Origin of the sequence: Pacificoceanicola onchidii (assembly GCF_004804335.1) — a bacterium.
GTDB lineage: Bacteria > Pseudomonadota > Alphaproteobacteria > Rhodobacterales > Rhodobacteraceae > Pacificoceanicola > Pacificoceanicola onchidii.
In genome coordinates this window covers 395153-419778 of record NZ_SRXY01000001.1, presented here as the reverse complement: position 1 = coordinate 419778, position 24626 = coordinate 395153, and the positions used below count along the sequence as shown (strand labels likewise).

The window sequence follows — 24626 nt, the reverse complement described above, 5'->3', positions numbered from 1 at the left end:
CTCAGACCGCTTTTTTGAGCGCCTCGACGAGGTCCGTCTTCTCCCACGAAAAGCCGCCATCCGCGTCCGGCGCGCGGCCGAAGTGGCCATAGGCCGCGGTGCGCTGGTAGATCGGCTTGTTCAGCTCAAGATGCGTGCGGATGCCGCGCGGGGTGAGGTCAATCACCTGCGGGATCGCCAGTTCGATGTCGCGCGCTTCCACGTGGCCGGTGCCGTGGGTGTCCACATAGATCGACAGCGGCTTGGCCACGCCGATGGCGTAGCTGAGCTGCACCGTGCAGCGATCCGCCATGCCCGCAGCCACGACGTTCTTCGCCAGATAACGCGCCACGTAAGCCGCCGAACGGTCCACCTTGGTCGGGTCCTTGCCGGAAAACGCGCCGCCGCCGTGCGGCGCCGCGCCGCCGTAGGTGTCCACGATGATCTTGCGGCCGGTCAGGCCCGCGTCGCCATCCGGCCCGCCAATGACAAACTTGCCGGTGGGGTTCACGTGCCATTCGGTCTCGTCCGAAAGCCAGCCTTCGGGCAGGACCTCGGTGATGTAGGGGGCAACGATGGCGCGGATGTCCTCCGAGGTCAGCGCCTCATCGAGATGCTGCGTCGAGAGCACCAGCGAGGACACGCCCACCGGTTTGCCATCCTCGTAACGCACCGACAGCTGCGATTTCGCATCCGGGCCAAGCGCCGGTTCGGTGCCGTTCTTGCGCACCTCTGCCAGACGGCGCAGGATCGCATGGCTGTACTGGATCGGCGCGGGCATGAGCGCGTCGGTCTCGTTGGTGGCATAGCCGAACATGATGCCCTGATCGCCTGCGCCTTCGTCGCCGCGCTCACCGGTCACGCCTTGCGCGATATGGGCCGATTGCTCGTGCAGCAGGTTGGTGATCTCGCAGGTGGCGTGGTGGAACTTGTCCTGCTCGTAGCCGATGTCCTTGATGCAGGCGCGGGCGATCTCGTCGATCTTGCCCATGTATTCGGTCAGCTTGGCCTGATCGGTCAGGCCCACCTCGCCGCCGATAACAACGCGGTCCGTGGTTGCAAAGGTCTCGCAAGCCACGCGCGCCAGCGGATCTTCCGCAAGAAAGGCGTCAAGAACGGCATCGGAAATGCGGTCACAAACCTTGTCCGGATGGCCTTCGGAGACGGACTCGGAGGTAAAAGTATAGTTCTTGCGGGTCATGAAGAGTGCTCCATTGAGGTCCACCGCCACGCCAGGAAGCCGTTGTGACGGGATAAGATGGGATACGCGTTACGCGTGTGGGCAGGCGGGGTCAATGCCAATCGCGGCGACCGCGCAGCAATGACGCGGCGCAAAGCACGATCAGCGACAGGAGCCACGGTAAATCGCCGCTGCGTGAGTAAAGCGTTAAGCGTGCGGGCGGTGGCAGGGGCGCGTCGATGAACCCGGTTTCCCCAAGCGGCAGCGCCGCCATCACATGTCCGCCGCCGTCGATCACCGCCGAGACGCCGGTGTTGGCGGCGCGGATGATGGGCAACCCCTGTTCAATCGCCCGGATGCGCGCCTGCGCGAGATGCTGATACGGGCCGGACCATGTGCCGAACCAGGCGTCATTGGTGATCTGCAGCAGGAACGCCGGGCGCTCCGGCGCACGGTGCACGTCCTGCGGAAACACCGCCTCGTAGCAGATCAGCGGCAGGGCCTTGCCCAGCGGGCCAAGGTTGATCAGCTGTGGCCCCGGTCCGGCGGCATAGCCACCGCTGGCCCGTGCCGCGAGCCCGGCGATGTTCCAGCGCTGGAACAGGGCGGCGGCGGGCATGTACTCGCCAAAGGGGACAAGGTGATGCTTGTCATAGACCTGCGCCACGTCGCCATAGCCATCGAGCACCGCCAGCGAATTGTAATAACCCGCCCCGTCATAGCGCTGAATGCCGACAATCGCCGGGGTGCCCTGCGCAGCTTCAGTGATCGAGGCCAGCGCCGACGCGGCGTTGTGCAAAAGGGTCGGCACCGCCGTTTCGGGCCATACGATCAGGTCGGGGCGCGGCGCGCCGTCCTGTGGCGGGGCGGCGGTGAAGTCGATCTGACGCTGGAAGAAGATCGGGATCAGCCGGCGGTCCCATTTCTCGTGCTGCGCGGCGTTGGGTTGGATCAGGCGCACCGTGGGGCGGCCGCTCAGGTCTTGCTTGGCCGGTGTCAGCAGGAAACCCCCACCCAAAAGCACCACCAGCGCGGCCGCAGGCAGGAGCGCGCGGCGCGGCGCCGGGTTCTGGATGGTGTGGGCGAGCAGCGCTGCCGTGGTCAGCGTCAGCAGGGTCAGCCCGTGCGGTCCGATGACGGAAACCCATTGAATGGCCGGTGTCGGCTCCCACAGATACCCCACCAGTCCCCATGGAAAGCCGGTCAGCACATAGGCGCGGGCCAGTTCCGCCGCACTCCAGTAGAGCACGAGGCGCAGCAATGGGTGCCGCCCCGCCGCCGCGCCCCAGAAGGCCAGCGCCCAGAACAGCGACAGCCCGCCAGCCAGGCCCAGCAGGCCAAAGGGGGCCATCCAACCGGTTTGTTCGATGTCCACCAGAAACGGCTCGATGATCCAGCCCATCGACAGGCCGAAATAGCCCAGCCCAAAGGCCCAGCCTGTGCCCGCTGCCGTCACCCCCGGCGCGGTCCGGCCAAACAGCCAGACGATCCCGGTCAGCCCGGCAAAGGCCAGCGGCCACAGGTTGTAGGGGGCGGCACCCAGCCCCAGCAGAATGCCAAAGCCAAGCGCCAGAGGCAGCCGGGTCCAGCGCGGCAGGGCGCGCGTCTCGGCTTCGGCTGCCTGTGGCATGGTCAGGCCTCGGGCTGCGGCGCGGTCTGTGCCGCGGACGGCACCGTGCCCGGCAGCCGCACGCGCAAGCGCTTGATCCGGCGCGGGTCCGCATCGACCACCTCGAAATCAAGCCCTTCGGGATGGCGCACCACCTCGCCGCGCGCCGGGACATGCCCGGCCAGCATGAAGACCAGCCCGCCCAGCGTGTCGATTTCCTCTTCGTCGATCTCTTCGTGTTCGGTCAGGGCCATGCCCAGTTCCGCCTCGAATTCGGTCAGCGGTGTCTTGGCCAGCGCGAGATAGCATCCGCTGCGCTCGCGCGTCCACAGGTCCACCTCTTCGGTGTCGTGCTCGTCCTCGATCTCCCCGACCACCTGTTCGATCAGGTCTTCGATGGTCACAAGCCCGTCCACGCCGCCGTATTCGTCGATCACCAGCGCCATGTGCATCCGTTCAGTCTGCATCTTGGTCAGCAGAACGCCAATCGGCATCGACGGCGGCACAAACAGCAAAGGCCGCGCCATGCGCTGCAGGTCAAACCGCTGGCCGGTGCCGTTGAAGCCGTGGCTGAGCGCAAAGTCCTTCAGGTGCGCCATGCCGACAGGGTTGTCGAGCGTGCCGTCAAACACCGGGATCCGGGTCAGCCCGCTGTCGCGGAACACCTGCACCAGATCGTCTTTGGATGTGGTGGCGGGCACGGCGACGATCTCCGCCTTGGGAATCGCCACGTCCTCGACGCGCATGCGTCGCAGGTTGATCATGCCGTGCTGAGGGGTGTCGGGCAGTTTGGCAGCCGTGCCGTTCTGGGGCGGCGCGCTGTCGCTCTCGCCGCGTGACCAGCCAAACAGCCGCCGGATCAAACCGGGGCTTTTGCCGTTCATGGTTTCCATGTCGTGCGCGCTCTGCGCCGCGTTAGACGAGTCGTCGGTGTCGCCCATCGGTTCCTGTTTGTCCTGTTCTGATCCAACATGCCCCGAAGGGCCGTACTCAAAGGCCTTGCGGGCCGTTACTCTCTCTATATGGGTCGTCAATACCCAGTTTGCCAAGTATGGCGGTTTCCAGCCCTTCCATCACCGTGGCATCCGCGTCACGGATATGATCATAGCCCAGCAGATGTAACACCGCGTGAACGATCAGATGGGTGACGTGATCGGCAAAGGTCTTGCCTTGCTCTTCGGCCTCGCGTTCGCAGGTTTCAAAGGCAATGGCAATGTCGCCCAGTTCCTCCATCTCCGGTGCAAGCGGAGCGCCGCCGGGATCGTCTGCGGAGAGGTCCTCGGATGGCCAGCTGAGCACGTTTGTGGGGGTGGGCTTATCCCGGAACTGGGCATTCAGCTCCGCGATGCGCGCGTCATTGCAGCCCAGAACGGCGATCTCGAAGGCGCCATGGCCCAGATGATCCAGCACGGCCTTGGCCGCCCGCTCCGCCAGCGCGGGCAGATCGGCGGCTTGCCAGGAGTCGTCTTCGAGAATGGTATCGGTCAACATGCAGGCGCTCATAGGGCAGATCGGGTGGGGGAGTCGATTGATGGATTGCCGCATGGCGGCCTTGGGAACACCGCGTCCCGGACTTGGTCCGGGACCTCATGACTAGAGAACAAGCCACGCCGTCGACGGGCCGTGGTCCGGCGATCCAACCCTTGGTCCCCTCGATTTATCCCTGCCACTGGCGCGCTCGTCTTGTGTGGCTCGATACGACAACCCAATCGCCGTGCCGTCACGCCAAAGGCGTGCCGAGATCTTGTTGGCGCACCCTTGGTGCGACGGGACGGCCCGTCATGTCGGAGACATGCTTCCAGCATGATTGGCGCGGCTGCCTGCGGCCTTTATTCCGCGCTGGGGGCCGCTGACCATGGGGTCCCGGATCAGGTCCGGGACGCGGTGTTCCGGCTCACCCGACCTTTTCCGCATCCTTTTCATAGGCTTCGATGATGGCCGCCACCAGCGGATGGCGCACCACGTCCTTGCCGGTGAAATAGTTGAACGAGATGTTCGGGATCATGTTCAAAAGCCGCTCCGCATCCGCGAGCCCCGACGGCACCCCGCGCGGAAGGTCGATCTGCGTCCGGTCCCCGGTGATCACCATGCGCGAGCCTTCGCCCAGACGGGTCAGGAACATCTTCATCTGCATCGAGGTGGCGTTCTGCGCCTCATCAAGCACCACAAAAGCATTCGACAACGTCCGCCCGCGCATGAAGGCCAGAGGCGCAATCTCCACCGTCTTCTCTTCGATCATCTTGGCCAGCTGCTTGCCCGGCAGGAAGTCGTTCAGTGCGTCATAAAGCGGCTGCATGTAAGGATCGACCTTGTCCTTCATGTCGCCGGGCAGGTAGCCGAGCTTTTCGCCCGCTTCCACCGCCGGACGGGAGAGGATGATCTTGTCCACCGCACCGGTGATCAGCATGTTCACACCCACCGCCACGGCCAGATAGGTCTTGCCGGTGCCCGCCGGGCCAATGCCGAAGGCCAGCTCATTCTCGAACAGGGAGCGCACATAGGCTTTCTGCGCGTCGGTACGCGGCTCCACCAGCTTCTTGCGGGTCTTGATCTCGACCTTGCCGCCGCCGAACATCTCAAGCTGACCGGGCGATTGATCTTGCTCATCGTCGTGCAGGCGGAACTGGCGGTCAATCTCGCCGCTGCCGACCTCACGGCCCTGCTCAAGGCGCTCGTACAAGGCACGCAGCACTTCTGTCGCTTCGGCCTGCGCTTCGGGTTCGCCGTGGATGGCAAGCTGGTTGCCACGCCGCAGGATCTGCACGCCGGTTCGGCTCTCGATGTCGGTGAGGTTGCGGTCGTACTCGCCGCACAGGTCTATCAACAGACGGTTGTCAGGGAATTCAAGGATGGCTTCGGTCATGGTCGCCGTGTTCACGCATCTCTCCTGCGAGGGGTTCTGTCTATATATGGTGCCAACTGCCCCCGAGTCGCGCAAGTCTGGATAACCAATTGTCATGGAAATCCGCGCACTTTGTGTTTCACTTGGGCAATGCATCGTGTTCAGGAGGGCGCAGTGCAAACGACAGCAACTGGTGGTCTGACCGGAAACCGGCCTTCTCCAGCGTCGCTTTGGAAGCCAGATTGCCCGCACCGCATCCGCAGATGGCCCGCCCGCCAAGCCGCGCGACATCGTCGGCAAGGGTGCAGGCGATATAGGTCCCGAGCCCTGTGCGCCGGAAGTCCGGGGCGACCATCATGCCGATGTCCACCGCGTTGCGGCTCTCGATCACCCGGTTGGTCAGGCCGCAGCCTGCGATCTCGCCGCCCAGGGTGACGGTCCAGAGCGCGCCTGCGCGAAGCTGATCGGCCACTTCTTCTTCGCTGTCAAAAAAACCATCGTTCATGTGCCAAAGCGGCGCGATGTCACCCTGCGCGGCGGCGCGGATCTCGGCACCATCAAAGACTGCGGGCGGGCGCGGCAGGCGTTTGCGGAACAGGTGCCCTCCCACTTTGGAGACCCAGCCAAGCTGCTGACAGGCTTGCACAACGGGCCGGTCAAAGGATTTGACCAGCGCCGTGGCAATCGGGATCTGCGCCAGAAAAAGCCGCAACCGGTCTGTGCAGAGCGCCCGATCCGCGCTGAAAAACTCGACGAGGGTCGCGCCCCGCAAGATTGCATAGCTGCCGTCCGCATGGCCCCACGCTTCGCCGGAGCGGACCATTTCTTCAAGGAACCACTCCTGCGGTTCTGGCAAGGACGCAAGGTAGTCCTGCCGTTGGGGCAGAGCCGGGGAGGGCGCGCGGGCAAACTCAGACAAACGGGCCGCTCACATGAAAACGCCCCCGCAAACCTGCGAGGGCGTTTCTTGTCTGTTTGAAGGCAAGCCCAAGGATCAGAGCGGGTCGCCGATGATCGAGGTCGAACCTTGCTTGAAGTCGCCGCTGATCATCGTCGGCGGAGCCGCGCCAGAACAGACCGGCTTGCCGTATTTGTCGAGACGCGCCGAGAGGTAGCCCTCGACACCGTCGTCGATGATCCAGTGATCACAGCCGTTCGGATCGACCCAGATACCAGCCTGCATTTCGCTCAGACCATCACGGTCAAAGGACTGGCGGTCCTGGCTCTTGTCCGGGCCAACCGGATCACAGGCGGCAAGGGCGGCGATGACGCCAAGCGCGAAGAAGGGTTTGAACATGGTCATATCTCTTTATCCCTTCAGCGCAGGCAGATGATTTCGACGCGGCGGTTCTTCGCCATGCCGGTGCGGGTGCCGTTCGAGGCCACCGGCCAGCGTTCGCCATAGCCGCGCACATCCACGATGTTTGCGCCAATGCCCTTGGCCACGCGGGCAACAGACATGGCACGGTTGAAGCTGAGCTTCATGTTGTACTCATCCGATGCGCGGCTGTCGGTGTGGCCCGAAATGATGAAGGCCCGCGCGGATGCGCCCTTGAAGAACTCGGTCAGTTTCGCCTTGCCGTGCTTCGAGATGCGATAGCTGTCGGTGGCAAAGAACTGATCGGTGTTCATCACGCCGCAGGTGTTGCCACGGTTGCAGACCGGGATGCCTTTGCGGGTGACGTGCGGGGACATGTAGCCCTCGATCCCGTCATCCATGACCCAGTGCTCGCAGCCGTCCGGATCAATCCAGATGCCCGGGATGTACTGTTCGCCGTCCCCAGCGGTGGCCCCTTGGGTTGAAATCACCGGCGTCCGTGTCTCCGTCCCGTCAGCATATCCCGGCGCAGTCGCCGAGAGAGCCGTCAGGGCGGAAAGCGCGAGAACACCGATGGCTTTGGAAATACGTGTCACCACAGCCTCTGTCCCTTTATTTGGTTGCTTCCCCCTGCGTGCATGAGGCCCAATTGGCAGCGGGCGCACGCAAATTTACTATAATCAACACATTAGCAAACAATGTCCGCGTGTGAAGCGAAAAGCTCAGGCGATTGGCGCGGAATCGGAAACAATTCCCGCCTTATTGGTGCGAGATTGTGGATAATTCGAACCCGGCTTGGATTTCAGGCAGTTGCGGTGTGAAGTTCAGGGATCAACGCGCCCTTGAGCGAGTTCGGCCCGGAGGAGACGATTCGCACCTTGGCCAGATCGCCGCGCTGATGCTGATCGGTCTCCACATGCACCGCGTGCAGATATTCGGATTTGCCGACCATCTGACCGGGCAGGCGGCCCGCTTTTTCGAACAGAACCGTCACATCGCGGCCCACCATGGCGTCCTGCAACTCGCGCTGCTGCTTGGTGAGCAGGGCCTGCAGGCGCTGAAGCCGGTCGTCTTTTTCGTTTTCGGGCACCTGCGGGCGCTCTGCGGCGGGGGTGCCGGGGCGCTCGGAGTATTTGAAGGAGAAGGCGCTGCCGTATTTGACCGCCTCGATCAGCGCCAGCGTGTCCTGGAAATCCGCCTCGGTCTCTTCGGGGAAGCCGACGATGAAATCACCCGACAGATGCAGATCAGGCCGTGCGGCGCGCAGGCGCTCGATCAGTTTGAGATATTGTTCAGCGGTGTGCGAGCGGTTCATCCGCTTGAGAATCTTGTCCGATCCCGCCTGCACGGGCAGGTGCAGATAGGGCATCAGTTTCTCGCAATCGCCATGGGCGGCAATCAGCGCCTCGTCCATGTCATTGGGGTGCGAGGTGGTGAAACGAATGCGCTCCAGCCCGTCGATCCCGGCCAGTTCCCGGATCAGCCCGGCAAGACCGCCGTCATGGCCGTGATAGGCGTTGACGTTCTGCCCCAGAAGGGTGATCTCGCGAACGCCGCGCTCCACCAGATCGCGCGCCTCGGTCATCACGCGCTGCGACGGGCGAGACACCTCGGCCCCGCGCGTATAGGGCACAACGCAGAAGGCGCAGAACTTGTCGCAGCCTTCCTGCACCGTCAAAAACGCGGTTGGTCCGCGCTTGGCCTTGGGGCGGGCCTTGAGATGCTCGAACTTGTCCTCTTCGGGGAAATCCGTGTCGAGCGCCTTTGCGCCGTTGTGCGTGCGCTGGGTCAGTTCCGGCAATTTGTGATAGCTCTGCGGGCCAACCACCAGATCGACCATCGGCTGGCGCCGCATGATCTCTTCACCCTCGGCCTGCGCCACGCAGCCTGCCACGCCGATCTTCAGATCAGGCTTATCCGCTTTCAGACCTTTGTAACGGCCCAGTTCGGAATAGACCTTCTCGGCGGCCTTTTCGCGGATGTGACAGGTGTTGAGCAGGATCATGTCCGCGTCTTCGGGCTTGTCCGTGGTGACATAGCCTTCGCCGCCCATGGCCTCGGCCATACGCTCACTGTCGTAGACGTTCATCTGGCAACCGTAAGTCTTGATAAAGAGCTTCTTGGTCATGGGCTATCCTGTCGCGTCCGCCGTTTCAGAGGCCGCAGATACCCCGAATCCCCCTTGTCTTGCAATGCACGAGATTTTCACCGATTTTGTGCCAAAAGGCCGGGCAGAGGCTCTCATGCGATACCAGTCACTCAAGCAATTTATCGAAGCCGACCGCGCCGCCCTGCTGCGCGGGCCGATTGCCATGGTCTTTGCCGAAGATGACGTGGAGCTGGCCACCACCCTGCGCCACCACCGCCAGCTTGGGTTCGAGACGACGCTTGCCTTCATGGAAGGGCGCTTTTCCCTGCCGCAGGATTTGCGCAAGAAGGTCATCCGCATCGACCACAACCCCCGCCAGGACGGCGCGCTGCAGGAGGCGGTCAACACGGTGATCGCCGCCGCGCCGGGGCAATGGGTCTATTACTGCTACAACGCCGAGTATCTGTTCTATCCCTTCTGCGAGACGCGCCGGGTGACGGAACTGCTGGCTTTCCACGCCGAAGAACGCCGCGATGCCATGCTGGCCTACGTGGTGGATCTTTATGCGGGCGACCTGAACCGCTGGCCTCTGGCGGTGTCCCTGGACGATGCCCACATCGACCGCTCGGGCTATTACGCGCTGGCGCGGAACGATGCGGCCAACCACAACCACCCCAAGGAACGGCAGCTGGATTTCTACGGTGGCCTGCGCTGGCGCTACGAGGAACACGTCCCGCAGGCGCGGCGCAAGATCGACCGGATCGCCCTGTTCCGGGCCAAATCGGGGCTGAAACTGCGCGATGACAACACGCTCTCGGACGAGGAATACAACACCTATGCCTGCCCATGGCACAACAACCTGACAGCGGCGATTGTCTCTTTCCGCACCGCCAAGGCGCTGAAAAGCAATCCGGGCAGCACCTTCGACATTCCAACCTTCAAATGGCACAACTCCGTGCCGTTCGAATGGCATTCCCGGCAACTGCTGGATCTGGGTCTTATGGAGCCGGGGCAGTGGTTCTGAAGCGCGCTTTGCACGGGGCGGCGGCCCCGCCGGTCAGTGCAGGCTTAACACCACCGCGATGTCCCGCGGGCTGAGGCCCTGAACCAGCGCGCGCTCTTCGGGGTGCAGCGTGGCGCCCCGTTCGATATGCGCCGCGATCAGCTGGGCGATCTCGCTGGTGGAGCGGTAATAGAGGTCCGGATTATCCCTTCCGATTTCTTTGAGCAGCCGTTCCAAGAGCGGTTTGCGCCGCTCCGCATCCAGATCCTTGCGGTTGTCCTGTAGCATGGGCTGGCCCCTCCGCCTCTGTCGCCTACTTCTCTGAGGTAAGCGCCCGCGCGCCTTTGTCCAGATCAGGAAAGCCCGCCATGCTCCGATGGATCACGAACCGCCTGACCCCGCGCGTCACGCCGTATGTGCCGCTCGATGCGGAAGGGCGCGCGCGGGCGGTGGCGTTCGCCGCAGAGCTGTCCGTGATCGACAAGGACCCCTACCTGATGGTCGCGGACCGGGGTCGGCGGCTGATCTCGGTGTTCGACGATCTGCGCTATGACCGCTCGGACATGGACATGATGGCCGGGCCGATGCGCCGCCACGTGGTCGGGGCGCTGGCACCGCTGGGGTTTCGGCAGGTCACGGGCTCCGTGCTGGAGAACCCGGATCTCGACATCCGAATGCTGTTCCCGAAGTTCCGCGCGCTTGGGGCGTCACCCTTTGACGCGATCCGCGACACGCCGCGCCGGGCGCAGGATTATTACGTCCTGACCCCGACGCAAGCGGCCTGCCAGATTGTCCAGCACTATCCGGTGGATGAGGCGGTGATGCGGATCAAGGCGCTGGTGGTCCGGCACCCGATCAACCTGCTGCGGCTGTCGGATTACCTGGAGCAAATGCGCGACCACCAGGACTTTCTGCGCGCCATCGGGCACCTGAAATACGTGCAGCGCGTGGCGGTCGAAAGCGAGCCGCTGAGGCAGCGGCGGGCCTTGAAATAAGAGGCCGTTTTGGCGGCCCCTTCAAAAATCAAAGAATGAAATCAAAGCTGTCGGTGAAATCCGGCGGCACGTTGTCTTCCCACTGCGGGGCAGGCTCGTCGGCCTTTTGTGCCGCCTCGCGGGACTTTTCGAGATGATCGAAGGCCATGTATTCGCGGATGTCCGCCTCGATCTGGTCACCGATGGGATCCACGCTGCCTTTGATGGACGGCTTGAATGAGAAAATTGTGTCTTCGGCCATTGTTTTGTCTCCTGAAAAGGCCCTTTTGCCGGTCTCGGCGGGGGCTTTGAAATTCTGAGATCAGGATACGACTTTGACGTTAGGGGAGGCAGTCCGGAAAACCTCATTACGGTATTCCATGCCCTGCGCGCGCCCACTGCGGTGGCACATCCGCGCCAAACCGCTCTGCGCAGAAGCGATATTGCGGGGCAAGCTGCGCGCGCAGCGCGGCCGCCAGCCCCTCTGGCATCTCTGCCTTGCCCTTGGTTTCATTGTGTTTCGTGGCGGTGTCCGCCTCGGCATACTCTAACCCGGCAAAACCGCAGAGCCTCCGAAGGCTCTCCTCTTCGAACAGTTTTTCATAAAACAGACAGAGCCGCTCTTCGGGGGCAAACACCGCGTCCATCGCGGTGACAATGCCTGCGTAATCGGCGCGGGCGGTGAGCGGCAGAGCCGTGATCGCCTCGCGCCAGCGGTTGGATATGTCATTGCCCGGATTGACCTGCTCCAGATGGCGCAGCTGTGACCAGAAGCGCGCCACCGGATCGCGCATCACAAAGAGCACGCGCAGGCGCACGTCCTGCGTGGCGGCGAAGTCCTTGATGCGCTGAAACCCCTCCGAACCAATGGCGGAATAGCCGGGGGTGATATCGCAGAAAGCCTTGCTGTCCGGCCCGCAAAGCCGCGCGAAATGGGCGAAGTAGGCGTTGTCGTCATAGCCCATCTGCACCCGGTCGACGCTGGCCTGAAAGAGCGGATCCGCCCCCGGATCGCCCCCCTGTTCCAGACGCCATTTCAGACGCCTGCGCGCGAGGCCCTCCAGATCGCCCAGCGCTGTCTCAGGGTGCTTTGTATCAAAGAAATGCACCTCCTTGAGCGGCGAGACCACGGCCCCTTCCAGCCCGGCGAGATAGTGGTAGAGCCAACTGGTGGCACATTTCGCCGCCCCGATGCAGAGAAAGAAGGTCTTGCCGCTGAGGGCGGGGTTTGGGAGGGGGGAAGTCTGCACCTTCATCGTTACCGGTTCCTTTCCCGGACAGTCGCCAAAAGCCTACAGGCAAAGCGCTTCCTTTCACCACCCCACCTTGCGCCTCCCCCCTCGCTTCCCCTAGATAGAAAGCAACACATCGAAGGGAGGCCGCATGCGCCGCGTTGTTGTCACAGGTCTGGGGGTTGTCTCCTCCATCGGGAACACTGCCGAAGAGGTTCTGGCCTCTTTGAAGGCCGGGAAATCCGGTATCACCGCCAATGAAGCCATGAAAGAGCATGGTTTCCGCAGTCAGATTGCCGGGGACATCAAGCTGAACCCCGCCGATCACATCGACAAACGCACGCTGCGGTTCATGGGGCCGGGCGCGGCCTATGCCTATATCGCCATGGATCAGGCGATCAAGGATTCCGGTCTGGAAGAGGCGGATATCGTCAACCCGCGCACCGGCCTTGTGGCGGGTTCCGGCGGGCCGTCGACCTCGGCCATGCTGACCGCGCATCAGACCGTTCTGAAATCCGGCGCAACCAAGCGGATCGGGCCGTTTGCCGTCCCGAAGTGCATGTGCTCGACGGTTTCTGCGAACCTTGCGACCGCCTATCAGATCAAGGGGATCAACTATTCGATCACCTCCGCCTGTTCGACCTCGCTGCACTGCATCGGCAACGCCGCCGAGCAGATCATGCTGGGCAAGCAGGATGTGATGTTCGCCGGCGGCGGCGAGGAACTGGACTGGACGCTCTCCTGCCTGTTCGACGCCATGGGCGCGATGTCCTCGAAGTACAACGACACGCCGGAGAAGGCCTCGCGCGCCTTTGACGCCAACCGCGATGGCTTTGTCATTGGCGGCGGCGGCGGGATTGTCGTTTTGGAAGAGCTTGAGCACGCCTTGGCGCGCGGTGCGAAGATCTATGCCGAAGTGACGGGTTATGGCGCGACATCGGACGGCGCGGACATGGTTGCCCCGTCGGGTGAAGGCGGCGAGCGCGCGATGCGGGTGGCTCTGAGCAACCTGCCCGAAGGCCGTTCGGTGAGCTACATCAACGCGCACGGCACCTCGACGCCGGTGGGCGATGTGGGTGAGATCGAAGCGGTGCGCCGGGTGTTCGGCGATGGCTCCACCCCGCCTGTGTCCTCTACCAAGTCCATGACGGGGCATAGCCAAGGGGCGACGGGCGCGCAGGAGGCGATCTATTGCCTGCTCGCTCTGGAGCACGACTTCATCATCCCGTCGATCAACGTCGAGACGTTGGACCCGGCGCTGAAGCCCGAGGAAATTGCGACGTCTTTGGTTGAGAACGCTGGCCTCGACTCGGTCATGACCAACTCGTTCGGGTTTGGCGGGACAAACGGGTCCATGGTGCTGTCCAAGTATCGGGGATAATGCTGGGGAAGCCGCCCGGTCCCCGGGCGGCGACGGTCTGAACTGGCGGACGCTGCCTCAGTCTTGAGCCGCTTTTTCCATAGGGTGCGGCACTAGAGCTGGTTGGGCCTGATGCAGCCGTTCTCCTCACCCCAGGCGCGGAATCAAGGCCGCAGGCCGCCGCGCCAATCGCCGGGCCGTCCGCACGGCACGGCGATCGGCTAAACGTACCGAGCCAAACCGGCCTAGCGCGCCAGTGGCTGGGATAAATCAAGGGGTCAACGGGTGCATCGCCGCACCACGGCCCGTCGATGGCGCGGCTTGTGCTCTAACCTTGAGGTCCCGGATCAAGTCCGGGACGGGAGAGGCGAATGACCCGTCCTGACCCAAACGCCCGAGGTTGCGGCGCCAAACGACCTCCTCAAAACCCGCCCGGCAAGCCAATCCTCCCCCAAAACTTGACCTCCCCCCCCATTCCGTACAGTTAGGGAAAAAACGCCGGAGAGGGTTTATGACGATTTCATTGAACGGCAAGCGCGGGCTTGTGATGGGTGTGGCGAACGAGCGGTCCATTGCCTGGGGCATTGCCAAAGCCTGTGCCGAAGCCGGGGCGGAGCTGGCGTTTACCTATCAGGGCGAAGCCTTTGGCAAACGTCTGGAGCCGCTGGCCGCCTCCGTGGGCAGCGATTTCATGGTCGATGTGGACGTGACCGATGACGCCAGCCTCGATGCGGCGTTCGAGGCGCTGGGCGCGCGCTGGGATCGGATCGATTTTGTCATCCATGCGATTGCCTATTCGGACAAGAACGAGCTGACCGGCCGCATTCTCAACACCAGCCGCGAGAACTTCAAGAACTCGCTGGATATCTCTGCCTACAGCTTCATCGACATCGCCCGCCGGGCGCATCCGCTGATGAGCGAAGGCGGCACTTTGCTGACGCTGACCTACATGGGCAGCACCCGCGTGACGCCGAATTACAACGTGATGGGCGTGGCGAAGGCGGCATTGGAGAGCGCGACGCGCTATCTCGCCAATGATCTTGGCCCCGATGGCATCCGCGTGAATGCGCTTTCGCCGGGGCCGATGAAAACGCTCGCCGGGGCCGCTATTGGCGGCGCGCGCAAGACCTACAAGCACACGGACCAGAACGCCCCGCTGGGCGGCAATGCCACGCTGGAGGCCGTGGGCGGCACCGCCGTCTGGCTGATCTCTGATGCGGGCGCCTGCACAACAGGCGAGATTGTCCGCGTCGATGGCGGCTATCACGTGCTGGGGATGCCGCAGTACGACAACCTTTGATCGCCCAAAAGCCGAGGAGCGCGCCATGATCCGTATGTCTTTGATTGCCGTTTTGGGACTGACCCTTGCGGGCTGCACGGACGGTCCCGCGCCAACCGCCGCCAAAGCCGCCACGAGGCTGACGCCGGGCATGACCGAAGAGCAGGTCTTTGACATCATGGGCGCGGAAGCGGGACATGTGCGCAACCCGGACAACTGGGATCAGGCCTGCATCAGCTATGGCAGCGAAGGGGCGTACACCCATGTGGTCTTCGAGGGCGGCGTTGTGCTGCGCGCCTCGGGTGGCCATGCCGGGCTGTGTGACTGGGGCGTTTCGGGCGGGGCCTGATCCCCGTCAGTCCCGTCTGCGCTGCCGCGCCAGCCCCAACCCGCCAGCCGCAAGCAGCAAAAGCGGCAGGGTGGCGGGCAGGGGGACCGCGGCGGTTTCGATCGTCAGCCGGGCGAAATCCATGGCGAAAAGATCCACGGGATCCGACGCGATCCCGCTCCCGTCGATAGTGAGCGTCAGCACGCCGCTTGTGGTGCCGCTCAGAAGTGCGGTCACATCAAAGCTGCTGAGCTTGACGCTTTCCTCCAGCGGGCTGCCCGCGGGGCCCGTGGACGAGGCGAGGAAACTTCCCAGCCCCAATGGGCCGCCGCCCGCATCCCCTGTGACCGCCGCCGCGCCAAAACCGGGGGCGCCGGAGCTGCGCAGGCCAAGCGAGCCATGCTGAACCCCGACAATCGCGCTGGTCAGCGGGCCGAGGCCGGTCATGTTATAGGCGAAAGTGAAGTGAAACGTGTAGTTGGTGGCGGGCGAGACCGAGTTCACATCAAGCGCGGCCTCATTGCTGTATGTTCCGGCAGCAATCACCCCGAGCCCTGCGGCTGCGGCGTTGGAATAGGGCTGTCCCGGCGTGGCCATGACACCCTGCGTGCCGCCAAACCCATCGTCATCCCCGATCAGCAGGATCATCGTGGCGGCCTTTGCGGCCATGGGGTTTGCGGCGAAACCGGCGGCGAGAAGGCACAATAGCAAAAGTGAACTGAGACGAAGACGCAGCATGACACGCTCCTTTGCAGATGGAAAATGGCGATTTGAATAGGTCACCAGTCTACCGAAACGCTTACCGTTACGTCAACTTCACGCGCTCGGCTTGACGCATCGACCCTTCCTTTGCCAGTCTGCGTCGGGATATTCAGACCGGGGGCTTTGGCCACCGCAGGACCTTGGGGGGACCACATGGGCGCGATCCGCAATCTTCTTTTGGCAGGGGTGCTTGCCAGTTTGTCCGGCGCGGCGCAGGCCGCGACCTATACCGTGAACCTGGCGCCGGGATCGGGGTCCGTTGTCGGATTTTTTGAGACCGACGGCACATTGGGGCAATTGAGCTATGGAAGCATTCTTGATTGGAGCCTGACCATCACCACAAACGGCGGGACGGACACGATTAACCCGGGCAACGCCGGGTTCAGCTACAACTCCGGATCGACGGCCTGGACCGCGACAGCCACCGAACTGCTGTTCGATTTCTCGGACCCCACGGGCGACCACGTGCACTTCCAAGGCGGGCTTAACTATGCAACCTTCCTGTGCATTCAGGCCACACCCGGATGCGGTGGCGGGGCGAACGGACTGGCCATTGGCCGCGACGCGGGGGGCAGTCTGACCGATCTCACCCCGCTTTCCGGTGTGCATGTGGTGGCCACGGCGGCGGTCTCCGAGGTGCCCTTGCCCGCTGCGGGCTGGCTGCTGGTTGGCGGTCTGGCCGGGCTTGGCGCGGCAGCCCGGCGTCGCCGGAAAGCCTGAAAAATCTCTTGTATTCAGACGTGAAAAAGGCCCCGCAGTTTCCTGCCGGGGCCTTCTTTTATCATTCGTGGACCGTGTCAGCTCTCGCTGAGCGCCACCTTCATGCCTTTGACCTCGTAGATCACCTCGCCGTCCGCCTCGACGATGCCGTCGGCGACACCCATGGTCAGGCGGCGGGTCTGGATCGCCTTGGTGAAGTCGATCTTGTAGGTCAGCATCTTGCGATCCGGGCGCACCATGCCGGTCAGCTTCACTTCGCCAACCCCAAGCGCATAGCCGCGCCCCTGCCAGCCGCGCCAGCCCAAGTTGAACCCGGTGAGCTGCCACAGACCGTCAAGGCCGAGACAGCCGGGCATGATCGGGTTGCCGGGGAAGTGGCAGTCAAAGAACCACAGGTCCGGCGTGATGTCGAACTCCGCCAGAACGTGCCCTTTGCCATGCGCGCCGCCGTCCCCCGAAATATCGGTGATGCGGTCCATCATCAGCATCGGCGGGGCCGGAAGCTGGGCGTTGCCCGGACCAAACAGGTCCCCTGCGGCGCATTTCAGAAGGTCTTCCTTGCTGAAGCTGGTCGGAAAATCGGCCATGTCGTGCAGGCTCCCGTTTGTTTTTTCGTCGTCATAAGTCCGGCTTCCACTATCACCGCCCGCTCGCGCCGCGCAAGGGGGATCGGGGCGGGGCAGGGCGCGGGGAGCCCCCGGTTGCGGCAGAATCGCGACAGGCGCCAAACCGATTGAAATCTGCCCCCATGTGCGACTATATATACGGTCAGCGCTAAGGCAGATGGAGCCACCGATGCAAAAACAGGCGATTGATCGTGGTCAGGAATGGCTGGGCACGTCAGAACTGCGTCCCACGCGGCAGCGTGTGGCACTGGCCGCTTTGCTTGTCGGCGATGGCAAGGACCGCCACGTGACCGCCGAAGGTCTGTTCGATCTGGCGCGCGGGGCCGGGGAGAGCGTCTCGCTCGCAACCGTCTACAACACGCTCAAGGCGTTCTGCGAAGCGGGCTTGATGCAGGAAGTGACGGTCGACGGCTCCAAGAGCTACTTCGACACCAACACCCACGACCACCCGCATTTCTACTGGGAAGACGACAGCCGCCTGTCCGACGCCCCGTCGGAACAGCTCGAAATCGTCCGCATCCCCGAAGCGCCGGAAGGCATGGAGATTGCCTCCGTGGATGTGGTGATCCGTCTTCGCAAGAAGTAAGACGTCCGATCTGATCAGCTTTGCCTGAACATGAGACTTTCGTGCCCCGGATCGCTTGTCGATCCGGTTTGCGCCAATGCTCGTCAGACCACCCCGCGCTTTGCCCTTGATCTACAGGCCTCTCCGGCGTATACGCGCGCCTGTTGACAAGGTGAAAACGCCGCAACGCATGGACGATGGGCAGGGTCGGGTAATCCGGCCCTCTTTGTTTTGTGTTTGTGCCAGACGCGCCATCGCGGATGTTCTGCCTTGCCAGCCAACGCAACCAAGACCGGTGGAGACAACCACCCGGCCAGAAAACCGCATAAAAGGAATGAAGCGCCACATGGCAAATGCAACAATGGAAGAATTCGAAGCCCTCTTGAACGAGAGCCTCGAAATGGACACGCCCGATGAGGGCACTGTCGTTAAAGGCAAGGTTATCGCGATCGAAGCGGGCCAGGCCATCATCGACGTCGGCTACAAGATGGAAGGCCGCGTTGAGCTCAAAGAATTCGCAAACCCCGGCGAAGCCCCTGAAATCGCTGTTGGCGATGAGGTTGAAGTGTTCCTGCGCGCCGCAGAGAACGCCCGCGGCGAAGCTGTCATCTCCCGCGAGATGGCGCGCCGTGAAGAAGCCTGGGACCGCCTGGAAAAAGCATACGCAGACGACGCCCGCGTCGAAGGCGCGATCTTCGGCCGTGTCAAAGGTGGCTTCACCGTCGATCTCGGCGGCGCCGTGGCCTTCCTGCCCGGTTCGCAAGTTGACGTCCGCCCCGTGCGCGACGCAGGCCCGCTCATGGGTCTCAAGCAGCCGTTCCAGATCCTCAAGATGGACCGTCGCCGTGGCAACATCGTTGTCTCGCGTCGTGCGATTCTCGAAGAATCGCGTGCCGAACAGCGCGCCGAAGTCATCGCCAACCTCACCGAAGGTCAGGCTGTGGACGGTGTCGTCAAGAACATCACCGAGTACGGCGCATTTGTCGACCTCGGCGGCGTTGACGGCCTGCTGCACGTGACCGACATGGCATGGCGCCGTGTGAACCACCCGTCCGAGATCCTCTCGATCGGCGAGACGGTGAAGGTTCAGGTCATCAAGATCAACAAAGAGACTCACCGTATCTCCCTCGGCATGAAGCAGCTGCAGGAAGATCCGTGGGATCTGGTTGGCGCCAAGTACCCGCTGGCCTCCGTGCACAAGGGTCGCGTTACCAACATCACCGATTACGGTGCCTTTGTTGAGCTCGAGCCGGGCGTCGAAGGTCTGGTCCACGTCTCCGAGATGTCCTGGACCAAGAAGAACGTGCACCCGGGCAAGATTGTCTCCACCTCCCAGGAAGTGGACGTCATGGTTCTGGAAATCGACGGCTCCAAGCGCCGCGTTTCCCTCGGTCTCAAGCAGACCCAGCGCAACCCGTGGGAAGTGTTTGCAGAAACACACCCCGAGGGCACGCAGGTCGAAGGCGAAGTCAAGAACATCACCGAATTCGGTCTGTTCATCGGCCTCGACGGCGAGATCGACGGCATGGTGCACCTCTCCGACCTCAGCTGGGATCAGCGCGGCGAAGAAGCCATCCAGGAATACCGCAAAGGCGACATCGTTCAGGCGGTTGTCTCCGAGGTTGACGTCGAGAAGGAGCGCATCTCGCTCTCCGTCAAGGCACTGGGCGGCGACAAGTTCGCGGATGCGACCGGCGGCGTGAAGCGCGGCTCCATCGTGACCGTCGAAGTGACCGCGATCGAAGACGGCGGCATCGAAGTGGAATACGAAGGCATGAAGTCCTTCATCCGCCGCTCCGATCTCTCCCGTGACCGTGCCGAGCAGCGCCCCGAGCGCTTCAACGCCGGTGACAAGGTCGACGTGCGCGTGACCAACATCGACATGAAGACCCGCCGTCTGGGTCTGTCGATCAAGGCACGCGAAATCGCCGAAGAGAAAGAAGCCGTGGAACAGTTCGGTTCCTCCGATGCAGGCGCATCGCTGGGCGACATCCTCGGCGCGGCGCTCAAGGGCGACAAGTAAGACCGGGGTCAATTCCCGATCTAACGGACCCGCGGCCTCCCCGGCCGCGGGTTTTTTCATGTCTTGTCGTCAGATCGGCAGAATTGATCGACAAGCGCATCGGTGCTACGCTGCGTTTCTGATTTTCGTCAACCGATACCCATTTTTTGCGATCTTTTCTTGGAGGAAAACATGAAGACTGCGATCTTGATCGCTGCGGCAACCGGTTTTTTCGGGTTTGCAACCCAGAGCGAGGCGGCCCTGGCAAGTTACAGCGATCTGGCCAGCTTTGCGTCCGCGACCTCATCGACAACTCTGCTTGATTTTGAAGGCAGCTCTTTTGCTGGCCTGACGGCCGGAACGAATGTCTGGAGCACAAGAGACGTTGCCGGATTCAGCATTGGTGATGCGACGTTCACGGTAACAGGCGGCACCTATCAGGCGGTCATCGCGCCAGCGTATTATCCAACCTATTACGACCGGGGAACAGGAAACGTCTACCACGCGGAGCGCGGTGCGAATGTTGTGATCAATTTTTCGTCCGCGATCACATCGTTTGCATTTGAACTGTCGACCATCCGCCGGTTTGGAGGCAGTGCAACCCTCCAGTTTTCGAATGGCGATTCAGCGACGGCGTCTTTCGGAGATCCGCTGCAGTTCCACGGTTTCGTCTCCGACACCGCGTTCACCTCTGTTTCGATTTTGAACCCAGCCGGCTCGGACTACATTTTGTTCGACAACGTGCGGTTCGGCGGCAATGTCGCCCCTGTTCCTCTGCCTGCCGGTCTGCCGCTGATGATGGCCGGTGTCGGTGCGTTGGCTTTGCTGAAACGGCGGAAAAAGCGGCAAGGGTAACGGGGCCGTACACTCGCTCTGCGCGCCATGACCCCGGCCTCCAGAGAACAGGCCAGTCTTGCCTCTGAAACCGCCACAGGCGCAGCGCTCAAGGGCTACGAACAAGACCGGGGCACATCCCCGATCAATCGGACCCGCGGCCTCCTCTGGCCGCGGGTTTTTTTCATGCCTGCCCGTTATGCCTGCCATCACCACTTCTCGATTGTCCTGCGCTTCGGGTCGGCTAAAGTCACCGGCGCACCGGAACAGAAGAGACACGCCCATGACCACCCCCGACATCACCCTCTACGGCTCTCCCGAAAGCGGCCACGCCTGTAAGGTCGCGCTGGGGCTGGCGCTCTGCGGTGTGCCGCATCGCACGGTGCATGTGGACATCTCGCTCCCCCGCGATCAGCGTCAGCCGGAGTTCCAGCGCATCTCGCCCTTGGGCGAAGTGCCGGTGCTGGTCATGGATGGTCAGGTGCTGTTCCAGTCCGGCGCGATCCTGATGACCCTCGCGGACCGCTTTGCTCCGCTCGGCCACGGGCTGGAGCGCGGCCGTTCGCTGCTGATGTGGGAGGCCAACCGCATCGGCCTGTGCCTGCCGCAACTCAAGGGCGGCGGATTGAAGCCGGACGTGGTGGACTGGCTCACCGCGCGGTTCGAGATCGACCGCGACAACTTTGACCGCCTGCTGGGCGATGGGCCCTTCTTCCACGGCGACACCCCCGGCATTGGTGATTGCGCCATCTGGGGCTATGTCCAATGGACCGAAGAGGCGGGCATGACCCCAAGCCCCGCCATGCAAGGCTGGATCTCCGCCATGAAAGCCCTGCCGCAGATGCGCGCGCCCTCGGACTGGTTCGCAGGCTGACGCAGGGCAACGCCCCTAAAACAGGCCGCACTCTCTCCGGCCTGCCGCTCCGATGGTTTTTGTTTGGCGCAGCCGCACCTGCGGGCTACAGTCCTGCAAAAGTGATTTTGCCACCGGAGATTTCCATGACCGCCTTGCGCGCACTCCTTCCCATTGCCGCCGCCGCTCTGACGACCACCGCCGCCGATGCCGCGACCTACACCTTCTCCGAAGCGGATTTCCTGCCCGGAAGCATGATTGTCGAGGCCGCGGCCGGACCATCCGGCGGGCAGGCCGCAAGCGGCGCGGGCGGCACCTATACGGTCACCACCGGCACCGGGGCCACCACCTACACCGCCCATTTCATGACCGGGGCCAGCCTCGATCTCGTGGGGGAGACCATCGAAGAGATCGACTTCCTGATCGATTTCAACGTGCAATCCCTGCAACACGCCTTCGGCCTCGTGATCGAACAGGGCGGCACCTATTTCATCAACTACCACCTCACCGGCTTTGTCACCGGTTGGGATGTGCTTTCGGTGGACGATCTCGTTGCCAGCAACATCATCGGCATTGATGGCTCCGGCAACGGCACCGGGATCAACCCGAACTTCGGCGCGGGGGCGGACACCCTGCGCTTCGGCTTTTTCACTGCCAACAGCCTCTCGAACGGGGCGTCGGTGATCTACGACAACCTGTCCATCACCGTGACAACCGCCCCCGTGCCGCTGCCTGCGGGCGGCGCGCTCCTGCTGCTTGGTCTGGGTGGTCTCGGCCTCGTCCGTCGTCGCCGCAAAGCCTAGGCTCCGGCGAACTCCGAACACCGCCGCCCCGACCGCCACGCCGCCAGAACCCGCTCTGCGCTTTTGGCGGTCGGCTCCCGGTCCGTATTGATCCTGAGATCATAAACCCGGCCTTTGTGCACCGTGTGATAATCCTGCTCGGCGCTGCCCACGGGGCGATCTCCCCGCGCGGCCTCGCGCGTTTTCAGATCCTCCAGCCCGCAAAACACCCCGACAAATAACACGTCAAAGGGCCGCAATAGTCCCTTCAACTCCGGCGCCCAGTGCGGGGTGTCCAGAATATGCTCGACGATCAGATTGTTCCCGGCCTCCGCATAAGCCGCTAGCGAGCGATGGAAACCGTCAAACACCGGCCCGCGCAGCGTGGCCCAGTCAAACCGCGCAGCTGGCAGCGCGCCGCTGCCGCGCAGATGGTCAATGGAGACATGCCAAAGCGGCACCTCCGCCGCCTCCCGGATCGCCCGGGCCAGCGTGGATTTCCCGCTGCTCGACGGGCCGTGCAGGATGATGATCTGGCCGGACATGGCACCTCTCTGCGGGCGGGCTGCACGCGGGATCACTCTTAGGCGATCCTGCGGCTTTGGCGAACCCCGCGCCGCGCCAGATTCGACCAAAGCGCAAAGCCCGGCTTGCGTTGGCGCTAACGGCTTTGACCCGCAGCAGCGCCGAATCGCCGCAGCGCCGCAAGGGCCCCAAGCGCGGCTCAATGCGCGAAATCCCGCGTCTTTCGCAATGCTGCCCCGCCCAGAAAGGCGCAAACTGCTGCAAATCATGGTTTTTCCGCGAAGTTGCCGGTTTCGCAAACGATTTGCTATCAGTATAGTCCATAAGCGAGAAGCGTTAAAAACAAGACGCAGCAGGGGGATTTGTGATCATGATACGATCGGAACTGATCCAGAAGATTGCCGACGACAACCCGCACCTGTATCAGCGGGATGTGGAGCGGATCGTGAATACGATCTTCGAAGAGATCACCAATGCCATGGCCCGGGGCGACCGGGTCGAACTCCGGGGCTTCGGGGCGTTCTCCGTCAAGAAGCGCGACGCACGGGTGGGCCGCAATCCCCGCACCGGGGAATCGGTCCAGGTCGAGGAAAAGCACGTGCCTTTCTTCAAGACCGGCAAACTGCTGCGTGACCGGCTGAACGGAAAGTAAGACGTTTTATGCGGTATATTCGCTATGCCTTCCTCGCGGCGCTGGCCATCGTGCTGGTGACGCTTGCGCTCGCCAACCGGCAGAGCGTGACCCTCAACACCCTGCCCGAAGGGCTGCGCGCCTTCCCGGGATCGGGGATTGTCGATTACTCCATCGAACTGCCCCTGTTCATCGTGATCTTTGGCGGGATCGTGGCGGGGATCCTGCTCGGGTTTGTCTGGGAATGGCTGCGCGAGCACAAGCACCGCGCCGAAGCCAGCCGCAAAACCGGCGAGGTCAAGAAACTGGAGCGCGAGCTGAAAAAGACCCAGGCCGAGCGCGACAAGGACAAGGACGAGGTTCTGGCGCTGCTGGACCAGGCCAGCTAAACCAGCATCCATTGACCGAAACACAGGCGGGGGCTGCGGCCCCCGTTTCTTATGGGACCAAAGGAAAGACCTCTATGGTGGACGTGCGCGTCAAAATTTGCGGGCTGAAAACCCGCGCCGACGTGGCCGCGGTGGCGGCGGCAGGCGCGGCTTATGCGGGCTTTGTCTTCTTTCCCAAAAGCCCGCGCAATGTCTCCCCTGAAACCGCCCGCGATCTGGCCCTATCCGCTCCGGAAGGGCTGGCCAAGGTCGCGCTTGTGGTGAACGCCGACAACGCCCTGCTCGATACGATCTGCGATGCGGTGCCGCTCGACATGCTGCAACTGCACGGCAAGGAAACGCCCGAGCGCGTGGCCGAGGTCAAAGCCCGCTACGGGCTGCCGGTGATGAAGGCCGTAGGCATCGCCGATGAGGCCGACCTGCCGCAACTGGGCGTCTACGCACAGGTGGCCGATCAGCTTCTGGTCGATGCCAAACCACCCAAAAACGCCGACCTGCCCGGCGGCAATGGCCTCGCCTTCGACTGGCGCCTGGTCGCGGGCAAACGCTGGGCCAAACCCTGGATGCTCGCGGGGGGCCTGACCCCTCAGACCGTCGCCAACGCGGTCAGCCTGACCGGCACATCCCAGGTCGATGTCTCCTCCGGCGTCGAAAGCGCTCCGGGCGTCAAAGACCCCGCCCTGATCCGCGCCTTTGTCACCGCTGCCACCACCAGCCGCGTCATCCCGCGTCTCTAAAGGCTCG

29 protein-coding genes and 1 riboswitch are annotated in these 24626 nt (G+C 63.1%); of the genes, 14 read left to right on the top strand and 15 right to left on the bottom strand.

What is annotated here, in order from left to right:
- Position 1: 1 nt before the first annotated feature.
- The 9 genes from metK to miaB form a co-directional block, all read right to left on the bottom strand.
- Positions 2 to 1180, bottom strand: coding sequence for a methionine adenosyltransferase (gene metK, locus E4662_RS02005; protein ID WP_136439592.1), 1179 nt, complete (start codon positions 1178 to 1180; stop codon positions 2 to 4).
- Between the two features lie 6 nt (positions 1181 to 1186).
- A riboswitch (SAM-SAH riboswitch) is annotated at positions 1187 to 1234 on the bottom strand.
- A 37-nt stretch (positions 1235 to 1271) separates the two neighbouring features.
- Positions 1272 to 2789: an apolipoprotein N-acyltransferase gene (gene lnt / locus E4662_RS02000; protein WP_136439591.1), complete on the bottom strand. Its 1518-nt coding sequence runs from the start codon at positions 2787 to 2789 to the stop codon at positions 1272 to 1274.
- Positions 2790 to 2791: 2 nt separating this feature from the next.
- On the bottom strand, positions 2792 to 3709 hold the full coding sequence (locus tag E4662_RS01995; RefSeq protein WP_136439590.1) for a hemolysin family protein: 918 nt from the start codon (positions 3707 to 3709) through the stop codon (positions 2792 to 2794).
- A gap of 49 nt (positions 3710 to 3758) precedes the next feature.
- A complete protein-coding gene (gene ybeY / locus E4662_RS01990; RefSeq protein ID WP_136439589.1) occupies positions 3759 to 4259 on the bottom strand; it encodes an rRNA maturation RNase YbeY in 501 nt (166 codons plus the stop codon).
- A 403-nt stretch (positions 4260 to 4662) separates the two neighbouring features.
- Positions 4663 to 5631 carry a PhoH family protein gene (locus tag E4662_RS01985; RefSeq protein ID WP_420819256.1) on the bottom strand — a complete coding sequence of 323 codons (969 nt, stop codon included), beginning with the start codon at positions 5629 to 5631 and terminating at the stop codon, positions 4663 to 4665.
- A gap of 118 nt (positions 5632 to 5749) precedes the next feature.
- Positions 5750 to 6529: a GNAT family N-acetyltransferase gene (locus tag E4662_RS01980; protein WP_136439587.1), complete on the bottom strand. Its 780-nt coding sequence runs from the start codon at positions 6527 to 6529 to the stop codon at positions 5750 to 5752.
- A gap of 75 nt (positions 6530 to 6604) precedes the next feature.
- Entirely contained in the window at positions 6605 to 6913 is a 309-nt protein-coding gene (locus E4662_RS01975; RefSeq protein ID WP_136439586.1) for a hypothetical protein, read from the bottom strand.
- Between the two features lie 14 nt (positions 6914 to 6927).
- Entirely contained in the window at positions 6928 to 7527 is a 600-nt protein-coding gene (locus E4662_RS01970) for an OmpA family protein (RefSeq protein WP_240705090.1), read from the bottom strand.
- Positions 7528 to 7730: 203 nt separating this feature from the next.
- A complete protein-coding gene (gene miaB / locus E4662_RS01965; RefSeq protein ID WP_136439585.1) occupies positions 7731 to 9056 on the bottom strand; it encodes a tRNA (N6-isopentenyl adenosine(37)-C2)-methylthiotransferase MiaB in 1326 nt (441 codons plus the stop codon).
- 115 nt (positions 9057 to 9171) lie between these two features.
- Between miaB and E4662_RS01960 the strand changes: the two genes are divergently transcribed.
- Positions 9172 to 10041, top strand: a complete 870-nt coding sequence (locus tag E4662_RS01960; RefSeq protein WP_136439583.1) for a glycosyltransferase family 2 protein — start codon at positions 9172 to 9174, stop codon at positions 10039 to 10041.
- 33 nt (positions 10042 to 10074) lie between these two features.
- On the opposite strand, the gene E4662_RS01955 is transcribed toward E4662_RS01960, so the two are convergent.
- On the bottom strand, positions 10075 to 10308 hold the full coding sequence (locus E4662_RS01955; protein ID WP_136439581.1) for a hypothetical protein: 234 nt from the start codon (positions 10306 to 10308) through the stop codon (positions 10075 to 10077).
- Positions 10309 to 10388: 80 nt separating this feature from the next.
- On the opposite strand from E4662_RS01955, the gene E4662_RS01950 reads away from it, so the two are divergent.
- Positions 10389 to 11015 carry a hypothetical protein gene (locus E4662_RS01950; protein ID WP_136439579.1) on the top strand — a complete coding sequence of 209 codons (627 nt, stop codon included), beginning with the start codon at positions 10389 to 10391 and terminating at the stop codon, positions 11013 to 11015.
- A 28-nt stretch (positions 11016 to 11043) separates the two neighbouring features.
- On the opposite strand, the gene E4662_RS01945 is transcribed toward E4662_RS01950, so the two are convergent.
- A complete protein-coding gene (locus E4662_RS01945; protein ID WP_136439578.1) occupies positions 11044 to 11256 on the bottom strand; it encodes a hypothetical protein in 213 nt (70 codons plus the stop codon).
- A gap of 106 nt (positions 11257 to 11362) precedes the next feature.
- Positions 11363 to 12250, bottom strand: a complete 888-nt coding sequence (locus E4662_RS01940; protein WP_136439576.1) for a sulfotransferase family protein — start codon at positions 12248 to 12250, stop codon at positions 11363 to 11365.
- 127 nt (positions 12251 to 12377) lie between these two features.
- Between E4662_RS01940 and fabB the strand changes: the two genes are divergently transcribed.
- The 3 genes from fabB to E4662_RS01925 all read left to right on the top strand — a co-directional run bounded on the left by fabB (position 12378) and on the right by E4662_RS01925 (position 15214).
- Entirely contained in the window at positions 12378 to 13607 is a 1230-nt protein-coding gene (gene fabB / locus E4662_RS01935) for a beta-ketoacyl-ACP synthase I (protein ID WP_136439575.1), read from the top strand.
- 490 nt (positions 13608 to 14097) lie between these two features.
- Positions 14098 to 14886 (top strand): enoyl-ACP reductase FabI, encoded by a 789-nt coding sequence (locus E4662_RS01930; RefSeq protein ID WP_136439573.1) that lies wholly within the window; start codon positions 14098 to 14100, stop codon positions 14884 to 14886.
- 25 nt (positions 14887 to 14911) lie between these two features.
- The gene (locus E4662_RS01925) at positions 14912 to 15214 is read left to right on the top strand and encodes a hypothetical protein (protein ID WP_136439571.1); all 303 of its coding nucleotides are present in this window, start codon (positions 14912 to 14914) and stop codon (positions 15212 to 15214) included.
- Positions 15215 to 15220: 6 nt separating this feature from the next.
- On the opposite strand, the gene E4662_RS01920 is transcribed toward E4662_RS01925, so the two are convergent.
- Positions 15221 to 15931 (bottom strand): PEP-CTERM sorting domain-containing protein, encoded by a 711-nt coding sequence (locus E4662_RS01920; protein ID WP_136439569.1) that lies wholly within the window; start codon positions 15929 to 15931, stop codon positions 15221 to 15223.
- A gap of 177 nt (positions 15932 to 16108) precedes the next feature.
- Here E4662_RS01920 and E4662_RS01915 point away from each other — a divergent pair, with 177 nt between their 5' ends.
- The gene (locus E4662_RS01915; RefSeq protein ID WP_136439567.1) at positions 16109 to 16675 is read left to right on the top strand and encodes a VPLPA-CTERM sorting domain-containing protein; all 567 of its coding nucleotides are present in this window, start codon (positions 16109 to 16111) and stop codon (positions 16673 to 16675) included.
- Between the two features lie 77 nt (positions 16676 to 16752).
- Here E4662_RS01915 and fabA read toward each other — a convergent pair whose 3' ends face one another.
- On the bottom strand, positions 16753 to 17262 hold the full coding sequence (gene fabA / locus E4662_RS01910; RefSeq protein WP_136439565.1) for a bifunctional 3-hydroxydecanoyl-ACP dehydratase/trans-2-decenoyl-ACP isomerase: 510 nt from the start codon (positions 17260 to 17262) through the stop codon (positions 16753 to 16755).
- Positions 17263 to 17470: 208 nt separating this feature from the next.
- Here fabA and irrA point away from each other — a divergent pair, with 208 nt between their 5' ends.
- From irrA to E4662_RS01885, 5 genes are all read left to right on the top strand, one after another.
- The gene (gene irrA / locus E4662_RS01905; RefSeq protein WP_136439563.1) at positions 17471 to 17887 is read left to right on the top strand and encodes an iron response transcriptional regulator IrrA; all 417 of its coding nucleotides are present in this window, start codon (positions 17471 to 17473) and stop codon (positions 17885 to 17887) included.
- Positions 17888 to 17963: 76 nt separating this feature from the next.
- Entirely contained in the window at positions 17964 to 19889 is a 1926-nt protein-coding gene (rpsA, locus tag E4662_RS01900) for a 30S ribosomal protein S1 (RefSeq protein ID WP_338113487.1), read from the top strand.
- 159 nt (positions 19890 to 20048) lie between these two features.
- Positions 20049 to 20723, top strand: a complete 675-nt coding sequence (locus E4662_RS01895) for a VPLPA-CTERM sorting domain-containing protein (protein WP_136439559.1) — start codon at positions 20049 to 20051, stop codon at positions 20721 to 20723.
- 262 nt (positions 20724 to 20985) lie between these two features.
- Complete coding sequence (locus E4662_RS01890) at positions 20986 to 21576, top strand: glutathione S-transferase family protein (RefSeq protein ID WP_136439557.1); 591 nt, start codon at positions 20986 to 20988, stop codon at positions 21574 to 21576.
- 125 nt (positions 21577 to 21701) lie between these two features.
- Positions 21702 to 22358 carry a VPLPA-CTERM sorting domain-containing protein gene (locus E4662_RS01885; RefSeq protein WP_136439555.1) on the top strand — a complete coding sequence of 219 codons (657 nt, stop codon included), beginning with the start codon at positions 21702 to 21704 and terminating at the stop codon, positions 22356 to 22358.
- Here the strand turns inward: E4662_RS01885 and E4662_RS01880 are convergent.
- Positions 22355 to 22882: a chloramphenicol phosphotransferase CPT family protein gene (locus E4662_RS01880; protein WP_136439553.1), complete on the bottom strand. Its 528-nt coding sequence runs from the start codon at positions 22880 to 22882 to the stop codon at positions 22355 to 22357. The two genes, E4662_RS01885 and E4662_RS01880, sit on opposite strands and share 4 nt — an antisense overlap.
- A gap of 350 nt (positions 22883 to 23232) precedes the next feature.
- Between E4662_RS01880 and ihfB the strand changes: the two genes are divergently transcribed.
- The 3 genes from ihfB (at position 23233) to E4662_RS01865 (ending at position 24619) form a co-directional block, all read left to right on the top strand.
- Complete coding sequence (gene ihfB / locus E4662_RS01875; protein WP_136439552.1) at positions 23233 to 23514, top strand: integration host factor subunit beta; 282 nt, start codon at positions 23233 to 23235, stop codon at positions 23512 to 23514.
- Between the two features lie 8 nt (positions 23515 to 23522).
- Complete coding sequence (locus tag E4662_RS01870; protein ID WP_136439551.1) at positions 23523 to 23882, top strand: LapA family protein; 360 nt, start codon at positions 23523 to 23525, stop codon at positions 23880 to 23882.
- 74 nt (positions 23883 to 23956) lie between these two features.
- On the top strand, positions 23957 to 24619 hold the full coding sequence (locus E4662_RS01865) for a phosphoribosylanthranilate isomerase (protein WP_136439550.1): 663 nt from the start codon (positions 23957 to 23959) through the stop codon (positions 24617 to 24619).
- The last annotated feature ends 7 nt before the right edge of the window (positions 24620 to 24626 follow it).

Coding starts and splice junctions, on each gene's coding strand:
- fabA (WP_136439565.1), bottom strand. CDS start 17,262: ATGGCCGATTTTCCGACCAGCTTCAGCAAGGAAGACCTTCTGAAATGC.
- E4662_RS01975 (WP_136439586.1), bottom strand. CDS start 6,913: ATGACCATGTTCAAACCCTTCTTCGCGCTTGGCGTCATCGCCGCCCTT.
- E4662_RS01930 (WP_136439573.1), top strand. CDS start 14,098: ATGACGATTTCATTGAACGGCAAGCGCGGGCTTGTGATGGGTGTGGCG.
- miaB (WP_136439585.1), bottom strand. CDS start 9,056: ATGACCAAGAAGCTCTTTATCAAGACTTACGGTTGCCAGATGAACGTC.
- irrA (WP_136439563.1), top strand. CDS start 17,471: ATGCAAAAACAGGCGATTGATCGTGGTCAGGAATGGCTGGGCACGTCA.
- E4662_RS01880 (WP_136439553.1), bottom strand. CDS start 22,882: ATGTCCGGCCAGATCATCATCCTGCACGGCCCGTCGAGCAGCGGGAAA.
- E4662_RS01885 (WP_136439555.1), top strand. CDS start 21,702: ATGACCGCCTTGCGCGCACTCCTTCCCATTGCCGCCGCCGCTCTGACG.
- E4662_RS01915 (WP_136439567.1), top strand. CDS start 16,109: ATGGGCGCGATCCGCAATCTTCTTTTGGCAGGGGTGCTTGCCAGTTTG.
- rpsA (WP_338113487.1), top strand. CDS start 17,964: ATGCTCGTCAGACCACCCCGCGCTTTGCCCTTGATCTACAGGCCTCTC.
- E4662_RS01960 (WP_136439583.1), top strand. CDS start 9,172: ATGCGATACCAGTCACTCAAGCAATTTATCGAAGCCGACCGCGCCGCC.
- E4662_RS01955 (WP_136439581.1), bottom strand. CDS start 10,308: ATGCTACAGGACAACCGCAAGGATCTGGATGCGGAGCGGCGCAAACCG.
- E4662_RS01925 (WP_136439571.1), top strand. CDS start 14,912: ATGATCCGTATGTCTTTGATTGCCGTTTTGGGACTGACCCTTGCGGGC.
- E4662_RS01985 (WP_420819256.1), bottom strand. CDS start 5,631: ATGACCGAAGCCATCCTTGAATTCCCTGACAACCGTCTGTTGATAGAC.
- E4662_RS01920 (WP_136439569.1), bottom strand. CDS start 15,931: ATGCTGCGTCTTCGTCTCAGTTCACTTTTGCTATTGTGCCTTCTCGCC.
- ybeY (WP_136439589.1), bottom strand. CDS start 4,259: ATGTTGACCGATACCATTCTCGAAGACGACTCCTGGCAAGCCGCCGAT.
- E4662_RS01950 (WP_136439579.1), top strand. CDS start 10,389: ATGCTCCGATGGATCACGAACCGCCTGACCCCGCGCGTCACGCCGTAT.
- E4662_RS01945 (WP_136439578.1), bottom strand. CDS start 11,256: ATGGCCGAAGACACAATTTTCTCATTCAAGCCGTCCATCAAAGGCAGC.
- metK (WP_136439592.1), bottom strand. CDS start 1,180: ATGACCCGCAAGAACTATACTTTTACCTCCGAGTCCGTCTCCGAAGGC.
- E4662_RS01995 (WP_136439590.1), bottom strand. CDS start 3,709: ATGGGCGACACCGACGACTCGTCTAACGCGGCGCAGAGCGCGCACGAC.
- E4662_RS01940 (WP_136439576.1), bottom strand. CDS start 12,250: ATGAAGGTGCAGACTTCCCCCCTCCCAAACCCCGCCCTCAGCGGCAAG.
- E4662_RS01865 (WP_136439550.1), top strand. CDS start 23,957: ATGGTGGACGTGCGCGTCAAAATTTGCGGGCTGAAAACCCGCGCCGAC.
- ihfB (WP_136439552.1), top strand. CDS start 23,233: ATGATACGATCGGAACTGATCCAGAAGATTGCCGACGACAACCCGCAC.
- E4662_RS01870 (WP_136439551.1), top strand. CDS start 23,523: ATGCGGTATATTCGCTATGCCTTCCTCGCGGCGCTGGCCATCGTGCTG.
- E4662_RS01890 (WP_136439557.1), top strand. CDS start 20,986: ATGACCACCCCCGACATCACCCTCTACGGCTCTCCCGAAAGCGGCCAC.
- fabB (WP_136439575.1), top strand. CDS start 12,378: ATGCGCCGCGTTGTTGTCACAGGTCTGGGGGTTGTCTCCTCCATCGGG.
- lnt (WP_136439591.1), bottom strand. CDS start 2,789: ATGCCACAGGCAGCCGAAGCCGAGACGCGCGCCCTGCCGCGCTGGACC.